Source organism: Actinokineospora globicatena (assembly GCF_024171945.1).
GTDB lineage: Bacteria > Actinomycetota > Actinomycetes > Mycobacteriales > Pseudonocardiaceae > Actinokineospora > Actinokineospora globicatena.
Map to the genome: position 1 here is coordinate 108,289 of NZ_JAMTCR010000004.1, position 21,355 is coordinate 129,643.

The window sequence follows — 21,355 nt, forward strand, 5'->3', positions numbered from 1 at the left end:
GTACGGGAGGTACGCCGTGCACATTGCTCTGCCCCGCATCGGGCTGTGGGTCGCCGGGATCGACCTGCTGCCCACCGCCGAGACCGCTGACCTCGCCGCGGAAGCCGAATCTCTCGGGTACGGCGCGCTCTGGCTCAGTGAAGGTCTTGTCCGGGACCCCTTCATGCAGGCCGCGACGCTGCTCAACGCGACCAAGTCCCTGGTCCTGGGCACCGGAATCGCGGTCATCTGGGGCCGCCACCCGCGCAACATCCGCATGCAGACCCGGGCCCTCCTCGACGCTCACCCCGGTCGGTTCGTCCTCGGCCTGGGTACCTCGCATGCCCGCGTGGTCGAAGACGTCTTGGGCCTGACCTACGAACGTCCTCTTGCCACCCTCCGCGCCCACCTGGACCGCCTCGACGAACCCGACCCCATCCTCGCCCTTGCCAATGTCACTTCCGACGCACCCGTCGCACCCCGCGTCCTGGCCGCGTTAGGTCCGAAGGCGCTCGCTTTGGCCCGGGACCGCGCGGCGGGCGCCTTCACCTACCTGACGACTCCCGAACACACCGCTCAAGCTCGGGCCATCCTCGGTCCCGATCGGGCCCTCATCGTCGAGCAGTCCGTAATCGCCGCCACGCTCCCTGACGAGGCCAAAACCCTTGCCCGCCAACACATCGCCTCGTACCTCGCCGCCGCGCCGTACCGCGCGACTTGGCAACGCCTCGGCTTCACCGACCACGACCTCGCCGACGGCGGCAGCGACCGCCTCGTCACCACCCTGGTCGCCATCGGCGAGGACGAGATCGCGCGACGGGTCCACGCACACCTGGAAGCGGGCGCGGACCACGTCTGCCTGCAAGCCCTTTCCCCCAACCTCGGCACCGCCCCTCTCAACCAGTGGCGCGCCTTGGCGCTCAGGACTTAGGCGTCGCGTGCCAGGCTTTTCCAGAGTTTCGGGCTCAACGGGTGTGCCGTCGAGCCAAATGTGGTTCAGGGTGTGGTTGAGATCGAGTAGGGGCGCCATTTGCGTCCACACCGGAGTCCGCTGGGCAGGTCCGGATCTCCGGCGGACAACCGGGTACGAGGTCGTGCGATTCAGTTGTGGGCGAGGGAATCCGACCTGCCCATGGCCTTTGAGGGGCATGTGCGTGTGCGCCTTGACGACGTGGTGAGGATGTACGCGATCGTGTGAGTGGGGTCGTGGGGGAGGGGGGTGGGTGGTAGCAACGGGGGATGAGAGCTTTGTGGGTTGGGAAAGTGGCGTTGGTGGCGGCCGTGTGGCTGGTGGCTTCTGGGGCGGGGGTGCAGGCGAGGGGGTTGGCCAGTACGCCGGTGGGTGGGGCGGGGTTGACGGTCGATTTCTACGGGGCGCTGGATCTTGGGGCGCAGGGGGTTGCGGAGAGCACGATCGGTGGGGCTGGGCACATCGATGGGGATGTCAACCTGAAGGTGGCCAAGGGGAGTTCGATCACCTACGGCAGTGTGTTCACCGGGGGGCGGGTGCTGTTGCTCGGCGGTGTCCGGCTGGCCAAGGGGGGTGACAGCGTTCTCATCTCCGGGATGTCGGTAAGCATGACGTCTGGGGTGATCACGGCGAAGGTCGGCGGACAGGCGGGTGTGCGGGTTGGGGAGATCAACTCGCTGGCGGCGGTGGGGGCCGTCAAACGGGCGGGGTCGACGGTCATCACGCTCAAGTTGGCGGACGACGGCATCAGCCTCGATGGGGACTTCGCCGCGGCGGTCAACGACGAGTTGGGGACGTCGCTGAGCACCGGGACGGCCAACGGGGCGACTCTGGACATCGATGTCGACCTGGTGCGTGGTCACGCGCCCGCCGCGGATCTGCTCGCGGTCCTGGGGCTTGACGCCGATCTCGGTCTCGCTGAGTTGCTGGCCCTGGACGTCAACACGGTGGTGGACTTGAGCTAGTGGCAAGTGCCGTGGCGGGCATCGTGGGGGCCCGCCACGGCGATAAAGCGACGAATGTAGAGCTGCGCGAGTCCGGCATCCTAGTCGATCCATGCCGTACCGCGAATAGCATGTTCGAACGACTCCGGATTGCCGCCACGGCCGTTCGTGAGATTTCTTCGACGCTGCCGGAATGTTACCAGTTGCCAGGTTGTGGCTGGTCGGACGCCGGGCAGGCGAAGTGTTCCGGGCCATTCAGGGCCATATCGGCGGCACGCCTGACATCAGACCTCGGGATAACAGATTTCAACTGTTGAAATCCGAGCCGCGTCCATACCCGCTGCCACCAGGTGATTCAGTGCGATCACCGCGAGTGCCGGGTTTGCCGGATGTTGACAAACACCCATTCCCACCGCTGATCGCGTTGACTGCGTCGCGCGGGCCTCTGGATGCTCGTTGCGTTCGGTGACGAACGAGCACCTCCGCGTCGCCAGCACCGCCGCCGGGAGACAGGCAACGGCCAAGCGGGTGCCGGGGACGCGACCCTGCCCACGAGGAGAGCTCATGAAGCGCACGACGATGACGGCCGGGGTAGCCCTCGCCGTTCTCGCCAGCGGTGTGGTCGCTTTCGCCGCACCCCCGGTGTTCGCAGGCCAGGACCAGGCCCCGGACCGCCAGGCGGTGGCCGTCTCGGCCGCCGACCGGGCGGCCGCGGGCGGCTTGGACGCCTTGGCCAAGGGCCCGGAGGAGGTCTACGCCAGGGACCTGGTCACCCCGTACCTCAACGACCTGTACTCGGTCAGCTACCAACGCACCTGGCGCGGCGTCCCGGTCGTCGGCGGCGACGCGACGGTGTTGGTCAACGGCCAGGGCCAGGTCAAGGCGACGGTGGCCGGGACGAGCGCGGCGGTGGCCGTCCCCACGACCACCGCCAAGATCACCAAGGCCGCCGCCGAGCGGACCGCGCGGTCGGCGCAGGCCAGCACCAGCAAGGTCCAGCCGAGCAGGCTGGTCGTCAAGGTGACCGAGGACAAGCCCGCGCTGGCGTGGGAGCAACTGCTGGTCGGCACCAAGACGGACGGCAGCCCCAGCCACCTGACCGTGTGGGTCGACGCGACCACTGGCGCCGTGCTGGACCAGGTGGAGGACGCCGCCGCCGGTTCGCTCAACAGCGAGCTCAACGGCCAGGTCACCATCACCACCTCGAAGTCGGGCAGCACCTACCGGCTGCTCGACACCACCCGTCCCGGCCTGCAGTGCGCGGACTACAGCACCAACCAGGTGTTCTCGAAGTCGACCGACTCCTGGGGCACCGGCAGCGGCACCAGCAAGGAGACCGGCTGCGGCGACGTGCTCTACGCCGCGCAGCAGGAGTGGAACATGCTCAAGGACTGGCTGGGCCGCAACGGGCACAACGGGTCCGGCCGCAGCTGGCCCGCGAAGGTCGGTCTGAACCAGCTCAACGCGTACTGGGACGGCTCGACGGTCACCATCGGCAAGAACTCCGCTGGCAAGTGGATCGCGTCGATGGACGTCGTCGGTCACGAGTACGGCCACGGGTTGGACCAGAACACCCCGGGTGGCACGTCCCGCGAGGCAGGCCTCGGCGAGGCGACCGGTGACATCTTCGGCGCGCTGACCGAGGCGTACGCCAACAACGCCAAGGACCGCCCGGACTACCTGGTCGGCGAGACCGTCGACCTGCAGGGCCGCGGGCCGATCCGCAACATGTACAACCCGTCGCTGGTCAACAACGACCCGAACTGCTACAGCTCCTCGATCCCCAACACCGAGGTGCACAAGGCTGCCGGTCCGCTCAACCACTGGTTCTACCTGCTCGCCGAGGGCTCCAACCCCGGTGGTGGCAAGCCGACCAGCCCGACCTGCAACAACACCGCGGTGACCGGTGTCGGCATCCAGACCGCTGGCAAGATCTTCTACGGCGGCATGCTGCTCAAGACCTCCGGCATGACCTACAAGAAGTACCGCGTCACCACCCTGACGGCCGCGAAGAACCTCGACGCGACCTGCGGTCTGTACAACAAGACCAAGGCGGCGTGGAACGCGATCTCGCTGCCCGCGCAGGCAGGCGAGCCCACCTGCACCGCGTAGTACTCGGCTGATCAGGTGGGGCGGGGCTTCGGCTCCGCCCCACCTGCCGTTTGGTCTCAAGTGGACGGTGGGGTCCACGCGCCGAACCACTGCTCGGCACCGAACTCCTGGAACCGCTCGACCTCGGTGAACCCCAACCTCGTCGCGAGGCGGATGGAGCGGTCGTTGGCGGTCTGGGTGCAGAGCACCACCGGTTCGCCCGGCAGCACCCCGGCGAACCACTCGAGCGCCGCCGCACATGCCTCGGTCGCGTACCCGAATCCCCATGCCTGCGGGAGGAGGAGGTAGCCGAGCTCGACTTCCTCGATGTCCGGCCGGAGGTGCCCTTGGCGGTCGGCGGCCCGCCGGTCGAGCGTGATCAGGCCGATCATCGCTCCGCCGCGTTCGACGGTGAAGACACCGGGGCGCTTGCTCGGTACTTCGGGGATATCACTCTCTAGTGCCTCGCGTGATCGGGGTCCGCCCAGGTAGGCGTAGACCACGGTCGAGGAGAGCATGTCGATGAACGTCGCGCGGTCCTGGGCCTAGGGTTCGCGGAGCACCAGCCGCTCGGTCCTGATCGGGGTGGGAGGCCAGGAAATGGGGCCGAGGTCTGTCATGGCGCGCAACCTATCGCGGTCGAGGGTCAAGACTCCGGCTGCTGTGGCAGGGATGGCGTGTGCGGTTGGCACTCGGCAGCTGCGGTATGGGGCCGTTGTCGCGCGCACTGCAACGCGGCCAAGTTTCGGCCCACCAACGCTACGATCGCAGCGCTCGACTGGGGACTTCTGCCGCGGGGTGGGACCACTGAATGCTGGTCGGCACATGCCGGCTATCCCGACCTCCGCCTCCTTGGGGCGTCAGGTGGCGCGTAGCCAGGTGCGGACGCTGGTGAGGGCCTCGCCGCCGCTGGTGGTGTTGATGTCGGTGGCCAGGTCGGCGATGGTGACGGCGGCCAGTGCGGCGCGCCAGGCTTGTTCGGCGTCGGCCATCGCCCTGGCCACTGAGCAGCTGGTGCGGCACCGGGACGGGTCGGCCGCGAGTGGGCCGCGTTGGCGGATCTCGGTGCAGCGGAAGAACGGCGCTGGTCCGTCGATGGCGGCCACCACGTCGAGCATGGTCACCTCCGCCGCGGGCCTGGTCAGCGTGTAGCCGCCGTCCTGGCCCTGGGTGGAGCGCACCACGCCCGCCCTGGCCAGGGCCTGCAGGTGCTTGGCGAGGTACGCGGGCGGGACGTCGTGCAGCTCGGCGAGGCGCTGAGTGGGCACCGGGTGCTCGGCCTGGCTGAGGCTGACGCAGCAGTGCAGCGCCCACTCCACGCCGTTGGACAGCTTCATCCGCCGATCCTAGAACTCGGACAGGAGATATCCAAGTCGATCTCCGGTGTGCTAGGTTCCCGGACATTACTTGTCCGAGTTGAGAGGTGGCGCCGTGACCGACGCCGAAAGCCCGTCCAGGACAACGGGAACACCCGGTGACCGGGCCGCACTCGGTCTGGCCGCGGTGGCGCTGTTCGTCGCGGCGGTGAACCTGCGACCAGCCATCGCCGCGGTCTCCCCGTTGGTCGACACCATCCGCGCGGACCTCGGGCTGTCCGCGACCGGCGCCTCCCTGCTCACCACCGTTCCGACGCTCGCCATGGGCCTGTGCGCCCCGCTGGCCGCCGTTGTCGCTCGCCGCTTCGGCTTGCACGGTGGTGTCACTGTTGGCCTGGTTGTCGTCGGCATCGGGACGCTCGCCAGGGTGCTGGGCAACGCGACCTGGTTGCAACTGTTGTGCGCCTTCGGTGTCGGCGCGGGAATCGCCATCACGCAGACCCTGCTGCCCGCCGTCGTGAAGTCCCGGTTCTCTGCGCGGCCTGGGCTGGTGACCGGTCTCTACACCGCTGGGCTTGGCCTCGGTGGGGCGGTCGCGGCTGGTGCCACCGCTCCGCTCAGTGAGGCCTTCGGGTCTTGGCCGGTGGCGCTGGGATCTTGGGCGGTGCTGGCGGTCGCCGGTATCGCGTTGTGGTCGGCGGCCAAGGGTTCGCTCAACCTCGGCGGTGATGTTGGGGTGCGCCGATTCACCGCCGTCGGACTGCCGTGGCGCAGTTCGACCGCGTGGCTGGTGACGGCGGTGTCGGCGGGCAATTCCGCGCTGTACTACTGCGAATTGGCGTGGATCGCGCCGCTGCTGACCAACGACGGCGGTCGCACTGAGGCGACCGCGGGCGTGTTGCTGACCGTGATGATCTCCATCCAGGTGGTCGCCATGATCGTCGTACCTGCCTTGCTCGGTGAGCGGCGGGACCAGCGCGCGGGCCTGGCCGTGACGGCTTTGCTGACTGCTGCTGGGTTCCTCGGGTTCGCCCTCGCGCCAGACTCTCCGGTTGTCTGGCTATCCATTGTGCTCATTGGCATCGGCCACGGTGGACTATTCCCGCTTGTGTTGACGCTGCCGGTCACCGCCGCGCGCGACGCTGCTGAGGCGGGTCGGATCAGCGGCATGGCGTTCTTCGTCGGGTACGGCTGTGCGGCCGCAGGGCCATTGGTGGTCGGCCTGCTGCGAGACGCGACGGGCGACTTCGAGCTGGCGTTCGTCCTGCTTGCCGTCGTCACCGCGGTGCTGGTGCTGCCGATCTTGGCTCTGTCACCGCACAAACTGCCGGACTAGTCGTGTGAGCCTTCCAGTGTCGGGGCTGGGTCGGCGAAGTGGGCTACCCCGGGAATTGCCAGGCACAGTGCGCTGGTTGCGGCGACTACCGCGGACGCGCCCAGCAGTGTTGGGGTCGTGCCGATGGCGGCGACAACGGGGCCGACGAGTAGGTAGCCGACGGGGAGCAGTGCGAAGGCGCCGAGTTGGTCAAGGGCAAGGACCTTGCCCAGGACGTCGCCGGGGATGTTGCGTTGGAGCGCGGAAAGCCAGTAGACGAAGAAGAACTCCACCGCGAAGCCGCCGACGGCGAAGCATGCCATCACCGCTGGCAGGGGTAGCGGCAGGGCGAGGCTCAACGGGACGAGGGCGTAGCCGGACAGCACGCACATCGACGCGGTGCCTTTGGCCTTGGGGCGCCAGCGGCCTGCAAGAACCAAGCCGGGGAGTGCGCCGATAGCCATTGCCGCCAGTACAGCACCGTAGGCGAGGTCGCCGCCGAGACGGTCGCGGGCGATCAATGGCAGCAACGTCAACGCCGCGGCCGCGCCGGTCATCAGGTGGACGCTTGCGGTGGACATGACCGCCAGCACCCACGGCCGTTCGCGCATCGCCCGGACACCAGCGGCGGCGTCGGCGAGCATCGAGCGCCCCAGCGAGGTCGGGGTATTGTCGTTGAGCCGCAACACAGTCAAGCCACTGATGGCGAAGACCGCACCCGCAGCGAACAGCGCCGCTCGCGGCCCGACGAAGGTGACCACCGCCGCGCCCGCCAGGGCACCGAGAACCGCCGCACTGCGCTGCGCCGCTGACACCAGGGCATTCCCGCGCTCGAGCATGTCGCCGGGCAGCAACGTGGGCACCATCGAGCGAAACGCCGGTCGGGACAAGGCTTCACCCGCCGCCACCAACGCAACCACCGCAGGCATGGCCAATAGCGGCAACACAGGCAGCGCCGCCGCTGTGGCCAGCAGCAGCCCACCACGAAACCAGTCCGCACCAAGCAAAACCCGACTACGCCGCACCTGATCAGCGAGCACCCCACCCGCCAACAGACACAACACCAACGCCACAGCACGAGCGCCGAGCACAAGGCTCACCTCAGCCACCCCGCCACCCTGGCTGAGCACGTACAGGCTGACCGTAACCGGCAACAACTGATCCCCGACCGCACCGCATGCTTGCCCAACCCATACCCGCAGAAAGCGCGGATGCGCGCGCAACCCCATCACCTTGGAATCAGCCCCTCAACCGCATGGGTAACAAGGTCCATCCGGGACTCCTAGGTGCACTCGTGAACAACCTTCGCAGCCGAGGCAGACAAGCCCAAACCCGACCGCAGGCCCTCGACTCCTCGAACCGAGTCCCGCCGCGTCCCCCCACGAGCACCTTATCGCGCACCTACGGCGACATGCTTTGGTCAGCAACTCCCGCGCCAGCCGATGGGCACGCCACTTCCGGTGCTCCTCGATCCACCTCCAAAGCGCTGTGAAGCGCAGGTCGACAGGCAGGAGGGCCGGGCGAGGAGACGATGGGTGTGAGAGTCCGGTCGGAGAGTTTGGGCTGCGTCTCACCGGGGTGAAGGACGAAGCACGGTGTGGATGTCGGGCCTCTACCGCTCTTGCTCGCAGCTCAGGTGGCGGTGGCCGGGTGCAGTGGACCGAGATCATCGGGTCGGTGATCGGCGGGTTGGTGGTGGCCCTGCTCAGTTGGTTCGCCGCTCGCGCTTGGGCGAGGCGCCGGACCGTCCCACTGGGCTTGAACCAGTACGTGCCGAGAAGGCGCTATCTCAGTGAGGTCAGGAGAGCCGCGCAGTGCGAGGACGTGCACAGACTCGATGCCATGCTGCCGAACCTGAGGCCTGCTCATGGTTCGGAGACGTTGCGGGACTTGCAGAACGGCTGGGCGGCGATCAACGAGCGTGGCCGGGTGCGTGTGGTGGTGCAGAGCAGCCAGGACAGCCTCGTTGCAGGCGCGGAGCTGCTCGCCAGGGGGATCGAGGTCCGGGGCGCCGATGCTGACCGGCCGGAGGACTGTCCTACCATTCCAGCACGTCGCGTTCCGGCACTCGGCCCCGGTTGTGTTCGTCACCGGCCTGCCTGGCGCGGGCAAGTCCGAGGCGCGCGCACTCGCGGTAGTTGACCATCACGCCGAACCGATCCGCCGGGCTGAAGATATCTCCTTGAGCCGGGCGCGGATGCCCGCGCGGTCTGCGGGAGCGCGCAGGCCGGTGAGAACCTTGGCGACCAGCACCGACTCCAACGGCTAGGCCGCTCTTGGCCCGCGAAATCGAGGCTCGCCGGTTCCAGGTGGACGAGCGGACCGACTACCTCTACGCCTTCTACGACTTCGTGCGCCACCTGATGCGCATGGACGGCGGACTCGCCGGGTTCCAGGTGCACGCCAACGGTTCCTTCCAGGTCGACGACGAACGCACGCTCGACTCCGCGCTGGACGCGTTGGCCCGGCAGGTGTGGGCGGGGCAGGGCGGCGTGCGGCTGATCCTGGTCGAGTTCGCCCGGTCGGACATGCGAGCGGCGTTCCAGCGGTTCGGGCCTGAGGTGCTCGCAGGCGCCCACGTCATCCACGTGACAGCGAGCGACCGGATCCGGGCGCAGCGGCTGGCTCGTCGGGCGGAGCCGCCGCAGCTCTACATCAACGGCGAGGACGTGGTGATCCGGCCCGCGGACAACCACGCCCTGCCGTCGAATGCCGCGCAGTCGTTGTACACGGTTGACGACCTGGCGGGCGTTCGCGCCATGCGGCAGTTCGATGGCAGGGTGCACCACATCGACAACGATGCCGATGAACTCGACCGCGCCCGACTGGACGCGAGGCTGGACGCCTTCCTCGATGACGTGCTGAGGCCCTATCACCTGTCCACGCTCCCCGGGCACTAGCCGAGACGGCGTTCGGCTCGGGGAGTCGCGTCGGTGGGTTAGGTGGGTGGGGTTATGTCGAGGGTGAAGAGCAGCCACGTTGGGGGGATCACGTCGGTCAGGGGGCCTTTTGTGCCTAGGTGGTGCCAGCCTTGGCGGCGGTAGAACTCGTGGGTGTGCAGGGCGGTGGGTTGGACGGAGAGGACCGCGCGGTGTTCGGGTCTTGTGGTGAGGAGGGCGGAGAGCAGGGCGCTGCCGGTGCCCTTGGCTCGTTCGCTCGGGGTGACCGCTAGGTCGATCAGGGCGAATGTGCGGGCTTCCCACTCGGTGGTGAAGGCGGTCGGGAGTGGGTTGGGGAACCCTGTCCACCACCCGTGGTTGGTGGGAAGGCGGTGGCCGTAGGCGAAGCCGATCAGGTCGTTGCCGCGCAGGGCGACGGTGATGCCGAAGGTCGGGTCGTCCCGGAGCGCGGACAGGAGGGCGTCGTGCTCGGTGGGGTGCCTGCTCGACCAGGTGAACGGCGGGGCTGAGAAGACCTCGTCGTACAAGGCGCGGATGGCCCGGTGGTGGCGCTCGGCCAGGTCGCGGCCGCCGACCTCGATCTCCACGCCGTCAGGGACCATCGGGATCGTCCAGTCGCCCGATCTTGGTGCGCACCGCGGTAGCGGTCGGGTCGCCGAGGTCCTCGTACAGCGCCGCTGCCCGGTGCCACGCCGTCGCGGCGCTCGACGGGTCGCGGCGCAGGAGGTGGACCTCGCCCAGCTCGACCAAGACCGCGGCTTCGCTCCGGTGGTCGGCGAACTCGGCGAAGCTGGCCACCGCGGTCCTGGCGAGTGCGACGCCCTCGTCGAAGCTGCCGAGGTCGCGGTAGACCTGGATCAGCGGCACCGCGCCCCACGCCTCGCTCCACTTGTCGCCGATGCCCGCGAACACCGCGATCGCCCGCTCGCAGTGGTCGACGGCATCGGTGAGGTTCCCCAGCCGGTACTGGACCTTTCCGATGCTCAGCAGCGCCATCCCCGAACCGCGGCGCAGCCCGGCGGCGTCGAACACCGAGAGCGCCTCGCGGTAGTACCCCATGGCAGCCTCGACGTCGCCGAGTTCCGCACTGGCCAACCCGAGGCCGCGCGTCGCGAACCCGATCAGCCACGAGTGGCCGATCCGCCGAGCGAGCCTGGCGCACTCTGTGTATGCGGCGACCGCGGCTTCGAGTTCGCCGAACCGCCAGTGGTAGTCGCCAAGTCCGAGCAGGTTGGCCGACATCCCCACTGCGTCGGGCAGGGCCTTCGCGGCGGCCAGACCAGCCTGGTGGATCCCCTGCCAATCGGTCCAATAGGCACTGAGCTCGAAGAACCCGTCAACCACCACGGGGAGCTTCCACGCGATGTCGTAGTGGCCCAAGTCGGTGGCCTGCTCGATCACCGCCAGCAGGGTGAACCTCTCGGTCTCGAACCACTCCCGGGCCGCGGCGGGGGAAGCGAACTCGGGAAGGGGGACCTCAGGCGCCGGGGGTAGTGCGACGTCGTTCGAGTACGGCAGGAAGGCGACACGGGCCGCGTCCGCCGCCCACAGGTACCAGCCGAGGACGCGCCGCACCGCTTCTGTCCGGCGGCGCTGCGGGTCTTCCCGTTCGCAGCGCTCGCGTGCGTAGGCCCGGAGGAGGTCGTGCATCTGGTAGCGACCGGGCGCGATCTCGTGGATGAGGTGCACGGCCACCAGTTCCTGGAGCCGCTCCACCAAGTGTCCTGGTTGGACAGCGACCAGGGCCGCGAGCGACGAGGTGGAGCACTCGGCACCGGGGTGCAGCCCGATCACGCGGAACACGGCCTGCTGGCTCGCGGTGAGCGAGTGGTACGACCACGAGAACGCCGCGCGGACATCGGTGAGTTCGTCCTCGGCCAACACGAGCGCGTCCAACCTGTCGCGCTCCCCGAGCAGTTCGGTCGCCAGGTCGGCCAAGCGGAGGTGCGGACGGCTCGACACCCGCTCCGCCACGATGCGCAGGGCCAGCGGGAGGTACCCGCATGACCGGGCCACGTCGTGGGCCGCCTTGAGATCCGCCCCGACCCGGTGGTCACCGATGATCTCGGCGAGCAGCCGGACCGAGTCGGCAGGGGAGAGCACGTCGACGGTCACGAGTTTCGCCCCTTCTCTGGCCACGAGGCCGGACACGGTGGTGCGGCTGGTGAGGACGGCGAGGCACCCGGCCGACCCGGGCAGCAGTCGGCGGACCTGCCGCGCGGACACCACGTTGTCGATCAGGACCAAGACCCGCCGGTCGGCGATCGCCGTGCGGTACCGCGCGGCCTTCTCCTCGACCGAACGCGGGACCGCTTCCGGTGGTACGCCCAGGGCCCGGAGGAACACGTCGAGCGCTTGGTCGTCGGATAACGGGGACTCCGGGCCGTACCCGCGCATATCGATGTACAGATCACCGTCGGGAAAGGACTTCCGGACCGCGTGCGCCCAGTGCAGGGCCAAAGCGGTCTTCCCGATGCCGGGAGCACCGACGATCACCGCCGCGCCATCGGATCCGCTCGCGAGCCGGGCGTGCGCGTCCAGCGTGCGCGAGGCCTCCTCGCGATCGGTGAACCCGGCAGGCGCGGGCGGGAGCTGCCGGGGCACGACAACGTCTGGCCTATCGCGGTTGTGGAGGTGGAAGTCGCCGTGCAGCGCGTCGAACTGGATGACGTTGTCCGCCGTGCCGGAGTAGGCGTTCTCGGTGCGGTGGTGCTCAGGTTCTGACATGGCTGACCGCCGTCACCTCGCCTGTTCGACGAAGAGCCCGTCGTAGCGCTCAGCGAACTCGCGGTAGGGGATCGACAGCTCCATCGCGGTGTCCCGCCACTGCCTCGCCAACGCGACCTCGGTCGCGTTCGTGACGACCTCGGCGAACCGGAACGTGCCGTCCTCGTCGTAATTCATGGCCACGAGCAGTTCGGAGTCGAACAGCCAGTACTCCGCACGCGGCAGGTTGTCGGGCCACTGCCCCCGCTCGACGGTGATCACGCGGACGTCCTCCCCGGCCGGGACGGTGTGCTCGTAGGCCCACGCGCACTCGAACCGGACGTAGTCCGACAGCGGCTCCTCGACGACGTGGACGCGGTGCATGGACTTGCGCGCCGCCCGCGCCGGTATCACCGTTCCGGAAATCCACCCCGAGATCCCCGGGAACTCGCCGCGGGACTCGCCGGTCAGGAATCTGGCGAACTCGTCCTTCTCGTAGCTGACCTGGTAGTGCTGCAGGGTCTCCAGGCGGAAGACCGACTGTCGGAACTCCCGGAACAGGAGGTTGAACTCGGCGTCGTCGAGTGAGGTGAAGACGGTCGACACCTAGGGCTCCTGGCGTTCCCGGTAGCGGTCCACCGCGCCGACGAGCACGTCCGCCGAGATCCTGATGGCGTTCTCCCCGGGCAGCACGTTCTCCAGCTCGGCGTGCGTGTCGTCGTCCAGTTCGATTCCCTGGACGACGAATTCGCCGGAGTCGGCGAGGTACACACTGGGGCAACCGTTGCCCCCGGAGTTCTGGTCTTTGAGCAGCATGGTCAATTTCATTGAATTACCCTCTTCGGCGCGTCTGCACTGGTATACCGAATTGCATCAAAGTAGCATGCGGGCGGCGGTGTGGGTGCCGCCGAACGGAGTCGCCACGCCTTCGTGTGATATTTTCCCAGGCCGCATCCGGGATCTTCGTCGAGTTGGCCGGTTTTTGTCACCTCTATCGCCGTGGGTTCGTGACTCCGTATCGGGAGTTGCGCCGAGGGTATGGGCTGAAAGGGTGACGCAGGTCGGTGGGATCGGTGTTTCCGCAACACCGGGGAAAGAACAGCGATGGACTAGGTGGAGAAAGGAGGGAGTCTTGTCTTTCGACCCCGATGGCATTCACGGAAACGGGCCCCAGCAGGGGTTCCGACAACCGGATGGCAGTCTGTGGCCAGGTCCGGAGAGTTCGGCGGGGTGGCCGAGCGCGCCAACTCCCCAGCCGGTGGACTCGCGGCGGGAATCCGACGCGCGGTTCGAGGAGTTCCGGAGGCAGCACCATTCCCCTAGAAGGCGCCAGTGGCGGTATCGCGACGGCGACGAGAACGGTTCTCTAATCGCTGGCGCGGTAGTCGGGTTGATCGGATACGGCATGTGCGTGTTCGCGCTGGGTATGAAGCAGGGGCCGTTCCTGGACGAGACCCGCGCCGTGCTGAAGGTGTTCCTGCCGGACGACTGGTTCGCGCCCGGCAACACCACCGGCGTCACCGGGTTGCGGGCGTTCCTGATCCCGTTCGCCATCGTCACGTTCGTCCTGCTGACCACGGGCCGGTGGTGGCTGACCAGGTCCGCCGCTCGTGGCGACGACGAGTACGCCTACTCGGGTCTGGTCTACGGGATCACCGTGCTGCGCACGTTCCTGCTCTTGGAATCCGCCATGCTCTACATCGGCGCGGCCGGGGTCACGAACCCCGATGTGGTGGGGGAAGGCGGGGGCATCGACGCGCCCGCGTGGTCGTGGCCGTGGTTCCTGACAAGTGTGCTGCCCTGGGTGATCCTGGCTGTCGGGCTCTTCGGGGCGTCCACCATGTCGGTCGACAGGGCGCGTGCCCGAGCGCACCGGATCGAGATCCGCCGTCGCCGACCACTGTGGACGTTCAGGGGGTGTAGGTGTGCTGCTCCCGCACGATGGCCGCGGGGAGGTACGGGGAATCGATGTCGAGCGTGATGCCGACCGAGTGCGCCGTGGTCGCCTGGGCCAGCAGCGGGTAGGCGATGAACCCGGACGGATCGGCGGCGAAGTCCTTGCCGGTCCAGTAGGCCCGGTGCTTCTCCAGGCCCTCCGCGATGGCGGCCTGCAGGTCCGCGGCCTGGTGCGTGGCCAGGTGGTACAACGACTTCATCTGCGGGAGGTACAGCCGCACCGCCGGGGACGCCTGCGGTGCGGCGAAGTCGGTGGGCACGGTCAGGTCGACGGTGGCCTGGAGCGCGTCGAGAGTCGCGGGATCGACCCTCCAGTACGACTTCAGCGTGTCGACGTAGGCGAGCAGGTACTCCGGCGAGGTCGGCAGGCGGAGCAGTTCCGTCGGGACGTCGAGCAGGATGTCGAGCAAACCCTTGCTGCGCACCGAGATCGCGAGGTCGTGCGCGCGCAGCCACTGGTGCGGCCCGGTGTCCGTGGTCGGGCCGGTGGCGGGCAGCGTGATGCGCTCACCGCGGATGAGCAGTTCGGTGGGCTCGCCCGGGTCGGGGACGACGAGGGCGAACACCGCGGCGGCGGATTGTGCGGCGAGGACGAGGTGGTCCCACGTCTGTTCGCGTTCCGCACGGGGGTCGGCGGCGGTGGCGTAGGCGAAGCTCGAGGTCGCCCAGTCGAGCAGGCTGGGCAGGGCCTTGGGCGTGGTCCGCGCGTGGCCGAGCATGCGGCGCAGCGCCTCCGGTCGCACCCCGCCCTGGTCCGCGGCGATCTCCTGGTCGATGGGGTGTCGGTCGATGGCGATGGTCATCGTGTCCCCTGCTGTGGCGAAGTGAGGTCGAACTCGTGGTTCTGGTAGCCGACGAAAGCGCGGTCATCGGTCGTGGCGCGGACCAGTTCGTAGCGGATATTACCAAGGACGCGGGCTTCTTCCAGTCGGAGCGCGAGGTCCTGGGTCGAGTCCCGGTGCGACATGTCGCGGATTGTCGCCTCCAGGTACTGGGGTGTTCCCTGTTCGGCGCGGTCATTGGTCCCGGGGATGAGCCGAGACCCGAGTTCGCCCTGTCCGCCCTTGCACTCGATGACGAGGATTTCCTTCGTCCCGTCCTGCTTGGTGATTTCGTAGATCTGGTCGAAATTGCCCTTGCCGTCGCGCGGTTCGGCGAAATTGGCCGGTTCGTCGAGGCGCACGGCCGTCTCGGTCCCGCCGGGCGGGTACCGGTCGGCGATCATCCGGTCCGCGGCGATGTGCCCGCGCTCCTCGCCCGCGTCGGTCCTCGCCCGGTGCGCCGCGCTCGCGTCGTCGCTGCCCCGTTCCGCGGCCGCCAGCGCGGTGTCGGCTTCGGCGGTCTTCGTGTCGATCCCGCTGATCACCGCGTCGTCCCCGGTGAACCGCACCTCGGTGGGCGCGCCGGTGAACTCGGCCCGGATCGCGGGTGCGTCGGCGGCTGGGATGAAGTTGCCGTCGGCGTCGCGTTCGGAACTCAGCTTCACCACCGGGCTGCCGTCGTCGTGCACCGCGTTCCGGTCGTGGCGGATAGGCTGGCCATCGCGCATGTAGTAGAAACGCGGGTCGTACCCGGGATTCGTGGTGTCCCCAGCGGCCTCGACTCGGCCACCCGCCTCCGCCCCGTCGGCCGCGGGCGCGGGAGGTCCCGCTTCGAACCTGGGGGCGGCAGGCGCCTCGGCGGCGGCGAACCTGGGCGCCGCGGGCCTCTCGCCCCCGGTGTCCCCCGGCGGCGCTCGGTCGTCTGCCACTTCCGCCGTGGTGTCGGGCACCGTCGCGGGTGGGTCATCCGACACTGCCCCGGGTACCACCTGATCACTCTCATCGGCGGCGCTTTCCGTTGGTGCGCCGTAGATGTCGGCCGCGCCGGCCCCGCCGGTCTGCGGTGCCCCGTAGATGTCAGCGGCGCTCGCCCCGTCCGACGGGGGAGCGCCGTAGATGTCGGCGTGCGTGGGCCCGTCGAACCTGGCCGGACCGTGGAAGTCGCCGCCGAGCGACTCCTGGGGGACGCCGTAGACCGACTCGTAGGTCTCCTGCGTCGCGATCTCCTGCTCGGTGGGGGGAATCTCGATCTGCTCGGCGACGGGGAAGCCCTGGTCCACCTTCTCCAGCGCCGCGATGCGGACGGCGTCCGAGGAATCGATGGTCCCTTGTTGCGGCGCCTCGGGCACCACCAGTTCGCGTTCGGCGCGCACGACGCGCACGGCGTCGGAGGTCTCCGGCGGTGGTGGCGGCGGTGGCGGTGGCGGAGGAGGGATCGCGTCGGCAGTGGTGATCCCCGCGTCGGCGCTCACCTGTCCGGACCGATCGACAGGACGTTCTCGGCCCAGGGCGAGGACAGCCCCAGGTACTCGGTGGCGGCCCGGAACCCCGAGGTGGTGTCCGGGCGCTGGCTCAACCCGGCCGCCGCCGACCGCCAGGCGTCCTCGCCGGTCACCGTCTCCGGGGCGGGCCGCCAGAGGTCGGGGTGCCGGTTCAGCGCGGCGAGCTGCTCCTCGGCGCCCGCGTCCGGCAGGTCGAGGCCACGTTCCGCGCAGGCGGTGAGGTCGGCGGCCTGACCGCTGTCCAGCGCGCGCACCACGTCGATCCAGCGGTACCGACCGGACTGCCACCGGTGCTCGGTGCCGTCGCAGGACACGCGGTGCCCGTCGACCACCATCAGCATCGTCGCGGCGACGTGCCCCACGAGGTGCTCCGGCTGGTAGTGCTCCGACAGCCCGGGGTAGCGGGCCGCGACGGACTCCTCGACGCGGTGGCCCACAGCGCATTCCAGGGTTCGGCGGTCGAGTGCGGCCAGCTCGTCGAGCCACCGCTTGTCCGGTCGCGGCGCGGGGTGCCCGGTGATGTGCGCGATCACCACCAGCTCCGCCCACAGGGTGAACCGGGGCGCGCTCGCGACCCGCTCGGCGGTGTTGATCTGCCGCAGCGTGCACGCTTGGGTCCGGCACGCGAGCCCGCATCCCGTCCCACGCGGCCGGGTCCTGGCCACCGGCGGTCCGTCGGCGGGTGCCTCGCGGTCCTCACCGAGCGGGATCCCCACCCGGACCGGGCGGTCCATGCCGTCGGAGAAGACCACGGCCCGCCCAGGGGGCAGCGACACGACGTGGCGCGACTGCGCGTCGGAGAGGTTCATCGTCGCCCCGAGGGCCTCCCGGTCGTCGGCGGCGGGCAACCGGTGCACGACCTTCAGCGCGGTGTTCTTGATGATGTCCGGCAGCACCTTCGCCGGGATCTGCTCGGCGACGACGATCCCCTCGCCGTACGCGCGGATCTCGGCCAGCAGCGAGCTGAACAGCTCGACCGCGTGCGCGGCGGGGGTACCCGGCTCGACCCGCTTGAGGAGCCGGTGCGCCTCCTCGATCACCGTGACGTGCCGCAGCTCGCCGGCGTCCGGCCGGTGCACGCGGAGGTGCTCGTGCAGCCGGATCAGCACGGCGCCGATGAGGAACGCCTTGTCCTGGTCGTTGCCGACGTCCTCGATCTCCAGCACCACGTTGCGGCGCAGCAGGTCCGCGATGTCGAGCGGGTGACCGCCCTCGAAGAACCGGCCGGGGGTGCCCAGCCGCAGGCCGCTGAGCCGCACGTCGATGAAGCCGCGGACGTTGTCGGTGATCTCCCTGCCGTAGCCGATGCCCTCCACGACCTGCATGGCCGTGCGGCGCAGGTCCGAGAGCACCGGGTACCTCGGGGTCCGGTCGGCCCGCACCGGCGCCGTGACGACGGTGTCCCAGCCCAGTTCGGTGTAGCAGCGGTTCAGCGCGTGGCTGAGCACCTGCGGGAACGGCTCGTCCGCCTCGAACGCGGCGAGGAACAGCGCGCGGACCAGGTCGATGTGGGTCTGCACCGGGAAACCGGGCTCGGGTTCGAGCGGGTTGAGGCCCAGCGGCGCGGCGTCCGGCGCGCCGGGGCGGAGCACCGAGACGTTCGCCGCCCCGATCCGGCCCGCCATCCTGGCGTACTCCGCCTTCGCGGGTTCGATGACCAGCCACGGCACACCCGCGATGGTCAGCTGTTCGAGCAGGTGCCGCACGGTCTGGGACTTGCCCGCGCCGGTCGCCCCCGCGACGAACGCGTGTCGGTTGAGGGTCTTGGGGGAGACGCTGAACTCCCCGACCGGGAGGTCCGCGTCGTCGAGGACGTGGCCGACCGGGATGCCGCCCTCGTGCTCGGGGGTCTGGTCGAACTCGACGCGCTCGGTGAGCCGGATGCCGGGCAGCTCCCGGCGCGGCGGCCTGGCCAGCGCGGCGACGAGTTCGGTGCCCGCCGAGAACGGCGTCGTCGGCCCGTCACCGGTGACCGTCGCGGCCCAGGCCGCGGCGAGACCGGCCACCGGCGTCCCGGGGTGCAGCGTGTACGGGAGGCTGTCCAGGTCGCTCGACCCGCAGAGCAGCGCCGCCGTGCGGCGACTGGCGGCCGGGGTCGGCCCACCGACGAGGACGTGCACCCGCCACATTCCGCTGACCCGGCTTCGGCTCAGTTCCCGGTAGCGGGTCTCCGCGCGTTCGAGCGCGACCCGGTCCGACTCGGAGTTCTCCCGCTGCCGCAGCCGGGGGATGGACAGGTCCAGGGCCAGCAGTTCCCGTTCGACGGCGTCGGCCGGGGCGGGTTCGGCGAGCACGACCCAGGCGAACGGGTCGCGGACGTGCGCGGCGTAGTCGTCGAAACCGCCGCGCGCGGGCTTGTCCTGGCTGGTCCACAGTGGATCGATCTCGGCCGGGCACCGCGACCAGACGAGGTCCGCCCACCTGGCACGCACCTGCGCCGCGTCGACGGGCTCACCGGTGGCCCCCGGCGGGTACAGCACCGGAGTCGGGTCGCCACTGCCCAGAGCGGGGAACGCGGGTGCGCCGCCGACCAGGATCCTCAGTGGACCGCCGGTGCGGTGCCGCTCCCACGCCACCAGGACGGCGCCGTCCTGCTCGGCCGCGTGGGCCGCGGTGAGCGCCGCGAACAGCTGGGCCGGGGTCGGGTCATCCTCGTCGGGTGGTGCGGGAGCGGCGATGACGCGGTGGAAGCCGAAGCCCGCGAAGGGGTCCACGGTCAGACCAGCGCGGGCTGGAGCGCGACCCGGTCGAGCAGGCACACACCCGGGTTGCAGTCGCCGAGCACCACCCGCCGACCCCCGGCCGGGGTCTCCACGAGGACGAACGCCGTCGGGGGCAGCGACTGGATCGTGGTGGGCTCGACGGCGAACTCGTAGGAGCGGGCCTCGGTGGTGCCGTCGGTGCTCGACGCGGCGCGGGAGACGTTCGCCGTGTCCTGCCACGTCTTGCTGCGCGACTCGGTGAAGGACTCCTGGCGGCTGGTCGAGTGGCCGCGCGTCGACGACCTGGACCACGTCGTCTTGAAGTCGGTGTCGCTGGAGCCCCTGGTGGTGCTGGAGCTGGTGGACACCGTGGTCCCCTCGGTGCTGCTGTAGCCCTCGTTGCCGCCCTCGGACCGGCTGCTCCCCTCGGTGAAGGTGGCGCCGACCTGGCGGGTGACCTGGCTCAGGACCATCTTGTGCCCCTTGCCGATGAACTCGGCCGCGGCGCTCGCGTCCTGGGCGTTGCCGAGCTGCATCAGCACCGCGGCGCTGTCGGAGCTGCCGAGCAGTTGCTGCGCGTCGCCGCGCAGGCGGTCCAGCAGCAGGATCAGCCGCACGTCGGCGCGCCTGCACTCCTGGGCGAGCTCCTCGAGCGACACCAGTCCGATGTGGTCGACTCCCGCGACCACCAGTGTGGTGTTCTGGCTCGCCTCACCGTCGCGGACGCCGTGCAGCAGGCGCTGGAACAGCACGCGGTCGAGGAAGTCCTTGCGCCTGCGCTGCCGGTGCGTGGTGGAGACGATGGACAGACCGCCCACCGCCCACAGGTCGAACCGACCCGACTGCGGCCCCTCGGGCTCCTCGGTGGCGAGCAGGGCCAGGGTGCTGGTCAGGAACCGCAGTTCCTGCTGGGCCCGGTCGCCCTGGCCGACGACGTCGACCGCCCGGGTGAGCGTCGTGACCTCGGCGGTGGTCAGCGGTGAGCCGTCGAGCTCGTGCACCCGGCGCAGCACCTCCAGCCCGGCGACCACCCGGCGGAACGTGGGCGGCCCGGACAGGCCGCGCAGCACGGTGTCGAGCAGTTCCGCGTCCAGTGCGCGCAAGTCGGCGTTGTCGCCCTGGGGGCGCATGGTGTGCACGGCTGCGGACAGCAGTTCCGCCAGCTCTTCGGAGGGCAGGTCGGGGAGCAGCCCGAGCCCCTGGTCGCCCGGCAGCGAGACGTGGCTGGTGCGCAGTCCGCGCCCAGCCGCCAACGCGGCCAGCCCACCCGCCACGTGCCGCTCGGTGAAGTCGACGACGGTCATGCCGCCACCGCCGAGCAACGAGGTGCCCAGGGTCGCCAGCAGGCTGGCCCACCCCGCGGCGGTGCCACCGAACACGTCGATGCGGCTGGGGCCTGAGCGGAGGCTGATCGGGTACCACAGGTTCGCCGTGGCGTGGCGGAGTTGCTCGGCTTGGCGGTGGGCGCCCATCCGCGCCTCCCACTGCGCGTGGACGGCGGCGTAGTTCGCGTATGCCGCCTCGCGTTCCAGGCGCGCGCCCTCCCAGATGTCCTTGATCTTCTTGTTGAGCAGCACGATCGGCTGGATGTAGCCGAAGAAGGCGCCCGCGCCCAGCAGGACGAGGCCGAGCGCGGGGTGGATCGCCAACCCGACCACCGACACCACGAGCGCGATCCCGAGGCGCTTGGGCACGACGGCCTTGTTCGCCTGCAACTGCTGCAGCCACCCGGACACGTCCGGCTGCGGCGGCTCGTACCAGACCGGCCGGTTGTTCGCGTCCGGCCCGGCGCTGATCGGCGCGGGCGCCACGTACTCCCACCCCCACCGCTCCCTCGGCACGAACAACTTGCTCGACAGTTCCAGGCTCGTGCTCGCCGACATCGCCCCACCTCGGATGAAGAATCCAACCCCGTGTTCTCCCGAACCGTCGCTCCATCGAACCACGATGTTTCACGGTTGTGTCAGGAAAATTCGCGAGCGGTCGAGCGGTTGCCGAAAGTCGACCAGGCTCTTGATGGGAGGCGAGCGTGAGGCTTGGTCGCATTCCACGGCTTCGTGGGCTGCTGAACTGGGGATATTACGGCGATCGAGGCGGGGAGGTCCGCGCCGAGGGCAATGTCGGTCGGGATGTTGAGTTGTGTTGTTGATGCG

The 21,355-nt window shown here is 69.6% G+C and carries 16 protein-coding genes and 1 pseudogene; 6 read left to right on the top strand and 11 right to left on the bottom strand.

Translation table 11 applies throughout. The annotated features are described in order from the left end of the window. Positions 1–16 precede the first annotated feature (16 nt). From LV79_RS19455 to LV79_RS19465, 3 genes are all read left to right on the top strand, one after another. On the top strand, positions 17–910 hold the full coding sequence (locus LV79_RS19455; RefSeq protein WP_253838774.1) for a TIGR03620 family F420-dependent LLM class oxidoreductase: 894 nt from the start codon (positions 17–19) through the stop codon (positions 908–910). A gap of 422 nt (positions 911–1,332) precedes the next feature. Further along, entirely contained in the window at positions 1,333–1,914 is a 582-nt protein-coding gene (locus LV79_RS19460) for a hypothetical protein (RefSeq protein WP_253838775.1), read from the top strand. 543 nt (positions 1,915–2,457) lie between these two features. Continuing rightward, a complete protein-coding gene (locus LV79_RS19465) occupies positions 2,458–4,005 on the top strand; it encodes a M4 family metallopeptidase (protein ID WP_253838776.1) in 1,548 nt (515 codons plus the stop codon). A 56-nt stretch (positions 4,006–4,061) separates the two neighbouring features. Here the strand turns inward: LV79_RS19465 and LV79_RS19470 are convergent. Then, positions 4,062–4,514: pseudogene (locus tag LV79_RS19470) on the bottom strand (GNAT family N-acetyltransferase); the annotation flags it as partial. 330 nt (positions 4,515–4,844) lie between these two features. After that, positions 4,845–5,321, bottom strand: coding sequence for an RrF2 family transcriptional regulator (locus LV79_RS19475; RefSeq protein ID WP_253838780.1), 477 nt, complete (start codon positions 5,319–5,321; stop codon positions 4,845–4,847). 94 nt (positions 5,322–5,415) lie between these two features. Between LV79_RS19475 and LV79_RS19480 the strand changes: the two genes are divergently transcribed. Next, complete coding sequence (locus tag LV79_RS19480) at positions 5,416–6,636, top strand: MFS transporter (RefSeq protein WP_253838782.1); 1,221 nt, start codon at positions 5,416–5,418, stop codon at positions 6,634–6,636. Here the strand turns inward: LV79_RS19480 and LV79_RS19485 are convergent. Continuing rightward, positions 6,633–7,844 (bottom strand): MFS transporter, encoded by a 1,212-nt coding sequence (locus LV79_RS19485; protein ID WP_253838784.1) that lies wholly within the window; start codon positions 7,842–7,844, stop codon positions 6,633–6,635. The genes LV79_RS19480 and LV79_RS19485 overlap by 4 nt on opposite strands. Before the next feature lie 1,080 nt (positions 7,845–8,924). On the opposite strand from LV79_RS19485, the gene LV79_RS19490 reads away from it, so the two are divergent. Continuing rightward, positions 8,925–9,515, top strand: a complete 591-nt coding sequence (locus LV79_RS19490) for a hypothetical protein (protein WP_253838786.1) — start codon at positions 8,925–8,927, stop codon at positions 9,513–9,515. A gap of 38 nt (positions 9,516–9,553) precedes the next feature. Here LV79_RS19490 and LV79_RS19495 read toward each other — a convergent pair whose 3' ends face one another. Genes LV79_RS19495 through LV79_RS19510 form a run of 4 tightly spaced genes read right to left on the bottom strand, consistent with a single transcriptional unit; the run spans position 9,554 to position 13,049 of the window. After that, the gene (locus LV79_RS19495; RefSeq protein WP_253838788.1) at positions 9,554–10,117 is read right to left on the bottom strand and encodes a GNAT family N-acetyltransferase; all 564 of its coding nucleotides are present in this window, start codon (positions 10,115–10,117) and stop codon (positions 9,554–9,556) included. Then, positions 10,107–12,242 carry an ATP-binding protein gene (locus LV79_RS19500; RefSeq protein WP_253838790.1) on the bottom strand — a complete coding sequence of 712 codons (2,136 nt, stop codon included), beginning with the start codon at positions 12,240–12,242 and terminating at the stop codon, positions 10,107–10,109. Before LV79_RS19500 ends, LV79_RS19495 begins: the two co-directional genes overlap by 11 nt. Before the next feature lie 12 nt (positions 12,243–12,254). After that, positions 12,255–12,827 (bottom strand): DUF6879 family protein, encoded by a 573-nt coding sequence (locus LV79_RS19505; protein ID WP_253838792.1) that lies wholly within the window; start codon positions 12,825–12,827, stop codon positions 12,255–12,257. Then, positions 12,828–13,049 (bottom strand): hypothetical protein, encoded by a 222-nt coding sequence (locus LV79_RS19510; protein WP_253838794.1) that lies wholly within the window; start codon positions 13,047–13,049, stop codon positions 12,828–12,830. Positions 13,050–13,632: 583 nt separating this feature from the next. Between LV79_RS19510 and LV79_RS19515 the strand changes: the two genes are divergently transcribed. Then, positions 13,633–14,202 carry a hypothetical protein gene (locus LV79_RS19515; RefSeq protein ID WP_253838796.1) on the top strand — a complete coding sequence of 190 codons (570 nt, stop codon included), beginning with the start codon at positions 13,633–13,635 and terminating at the stop codon, positions 14,200–14,202. On the opposite strand, the gene LV79_RS19520 is transcribed toward LV79_RS19515, so the two are convergent. Genes LV79_RS19520 through LV79_RS19535 form a run of 4 tightly spaced genes read right to left on the bottom strand, consistent with a single transcriptional unit; the run spans position 14,132 to position 21,085 of the window. After that, complete coding sequence (locus LV79_RS19520) at positions 14,132–14,980, bottom strand: immunity 49 family protein (protein WP_253838798.1); 849 nt, start codon at positions 14,978–14,980, stop codon at positions 14,132–14,134. The genes LV79_RS19515 and LV79_RS19520 overlap by 71 nt on opposite strands. Beyond that, positions 14,977–16,470 carry a hypothetical protein gene (locus LV79_RS19525; protein WP_253838800.1) on the bottom strand — a complete coding sequence of 498 codons (1,494 nt, stop codon included), beginning with the start codon at positions 16,468–16,470 and terminating at the stop codon, positions 14,977–14,979. The genes LV79_RS19520 and LV79_RS19525 overlap by 4 nt, the downstream gene beginning before the upstream one ends. Further along, the gene (locus LV79_RS19530) at positions 16,467–19,214 is read right to left on the bottom strand and encodes an ATP-binding protein (protein ID WP_253838802.1); all 2,748 of its coding nucleotides are present in this window, start codon (positions 19,212–19,214) and stop codon (positions 16,467–16,469) included. The genes LV79_RS19525 and LV79_RS19530 overlap by 4 nt, the downstream gene beginning before the upstream one ends. Positions 19,215–19,216: 2 nt before the next feature. Further along, positions 19,217–21,085 (bottom strand): hypothetical protein, encoded by a 1,869-nt coding sequence (locus tag LV79_RS19535; RefSeq protein WP_253838803.1) that lies wholly within the window; start codon positions 21,083–21,085, stop codon positions 19,217–19,219. Positions 21,086–21,355: the final 270 nt, after the last annotated feature.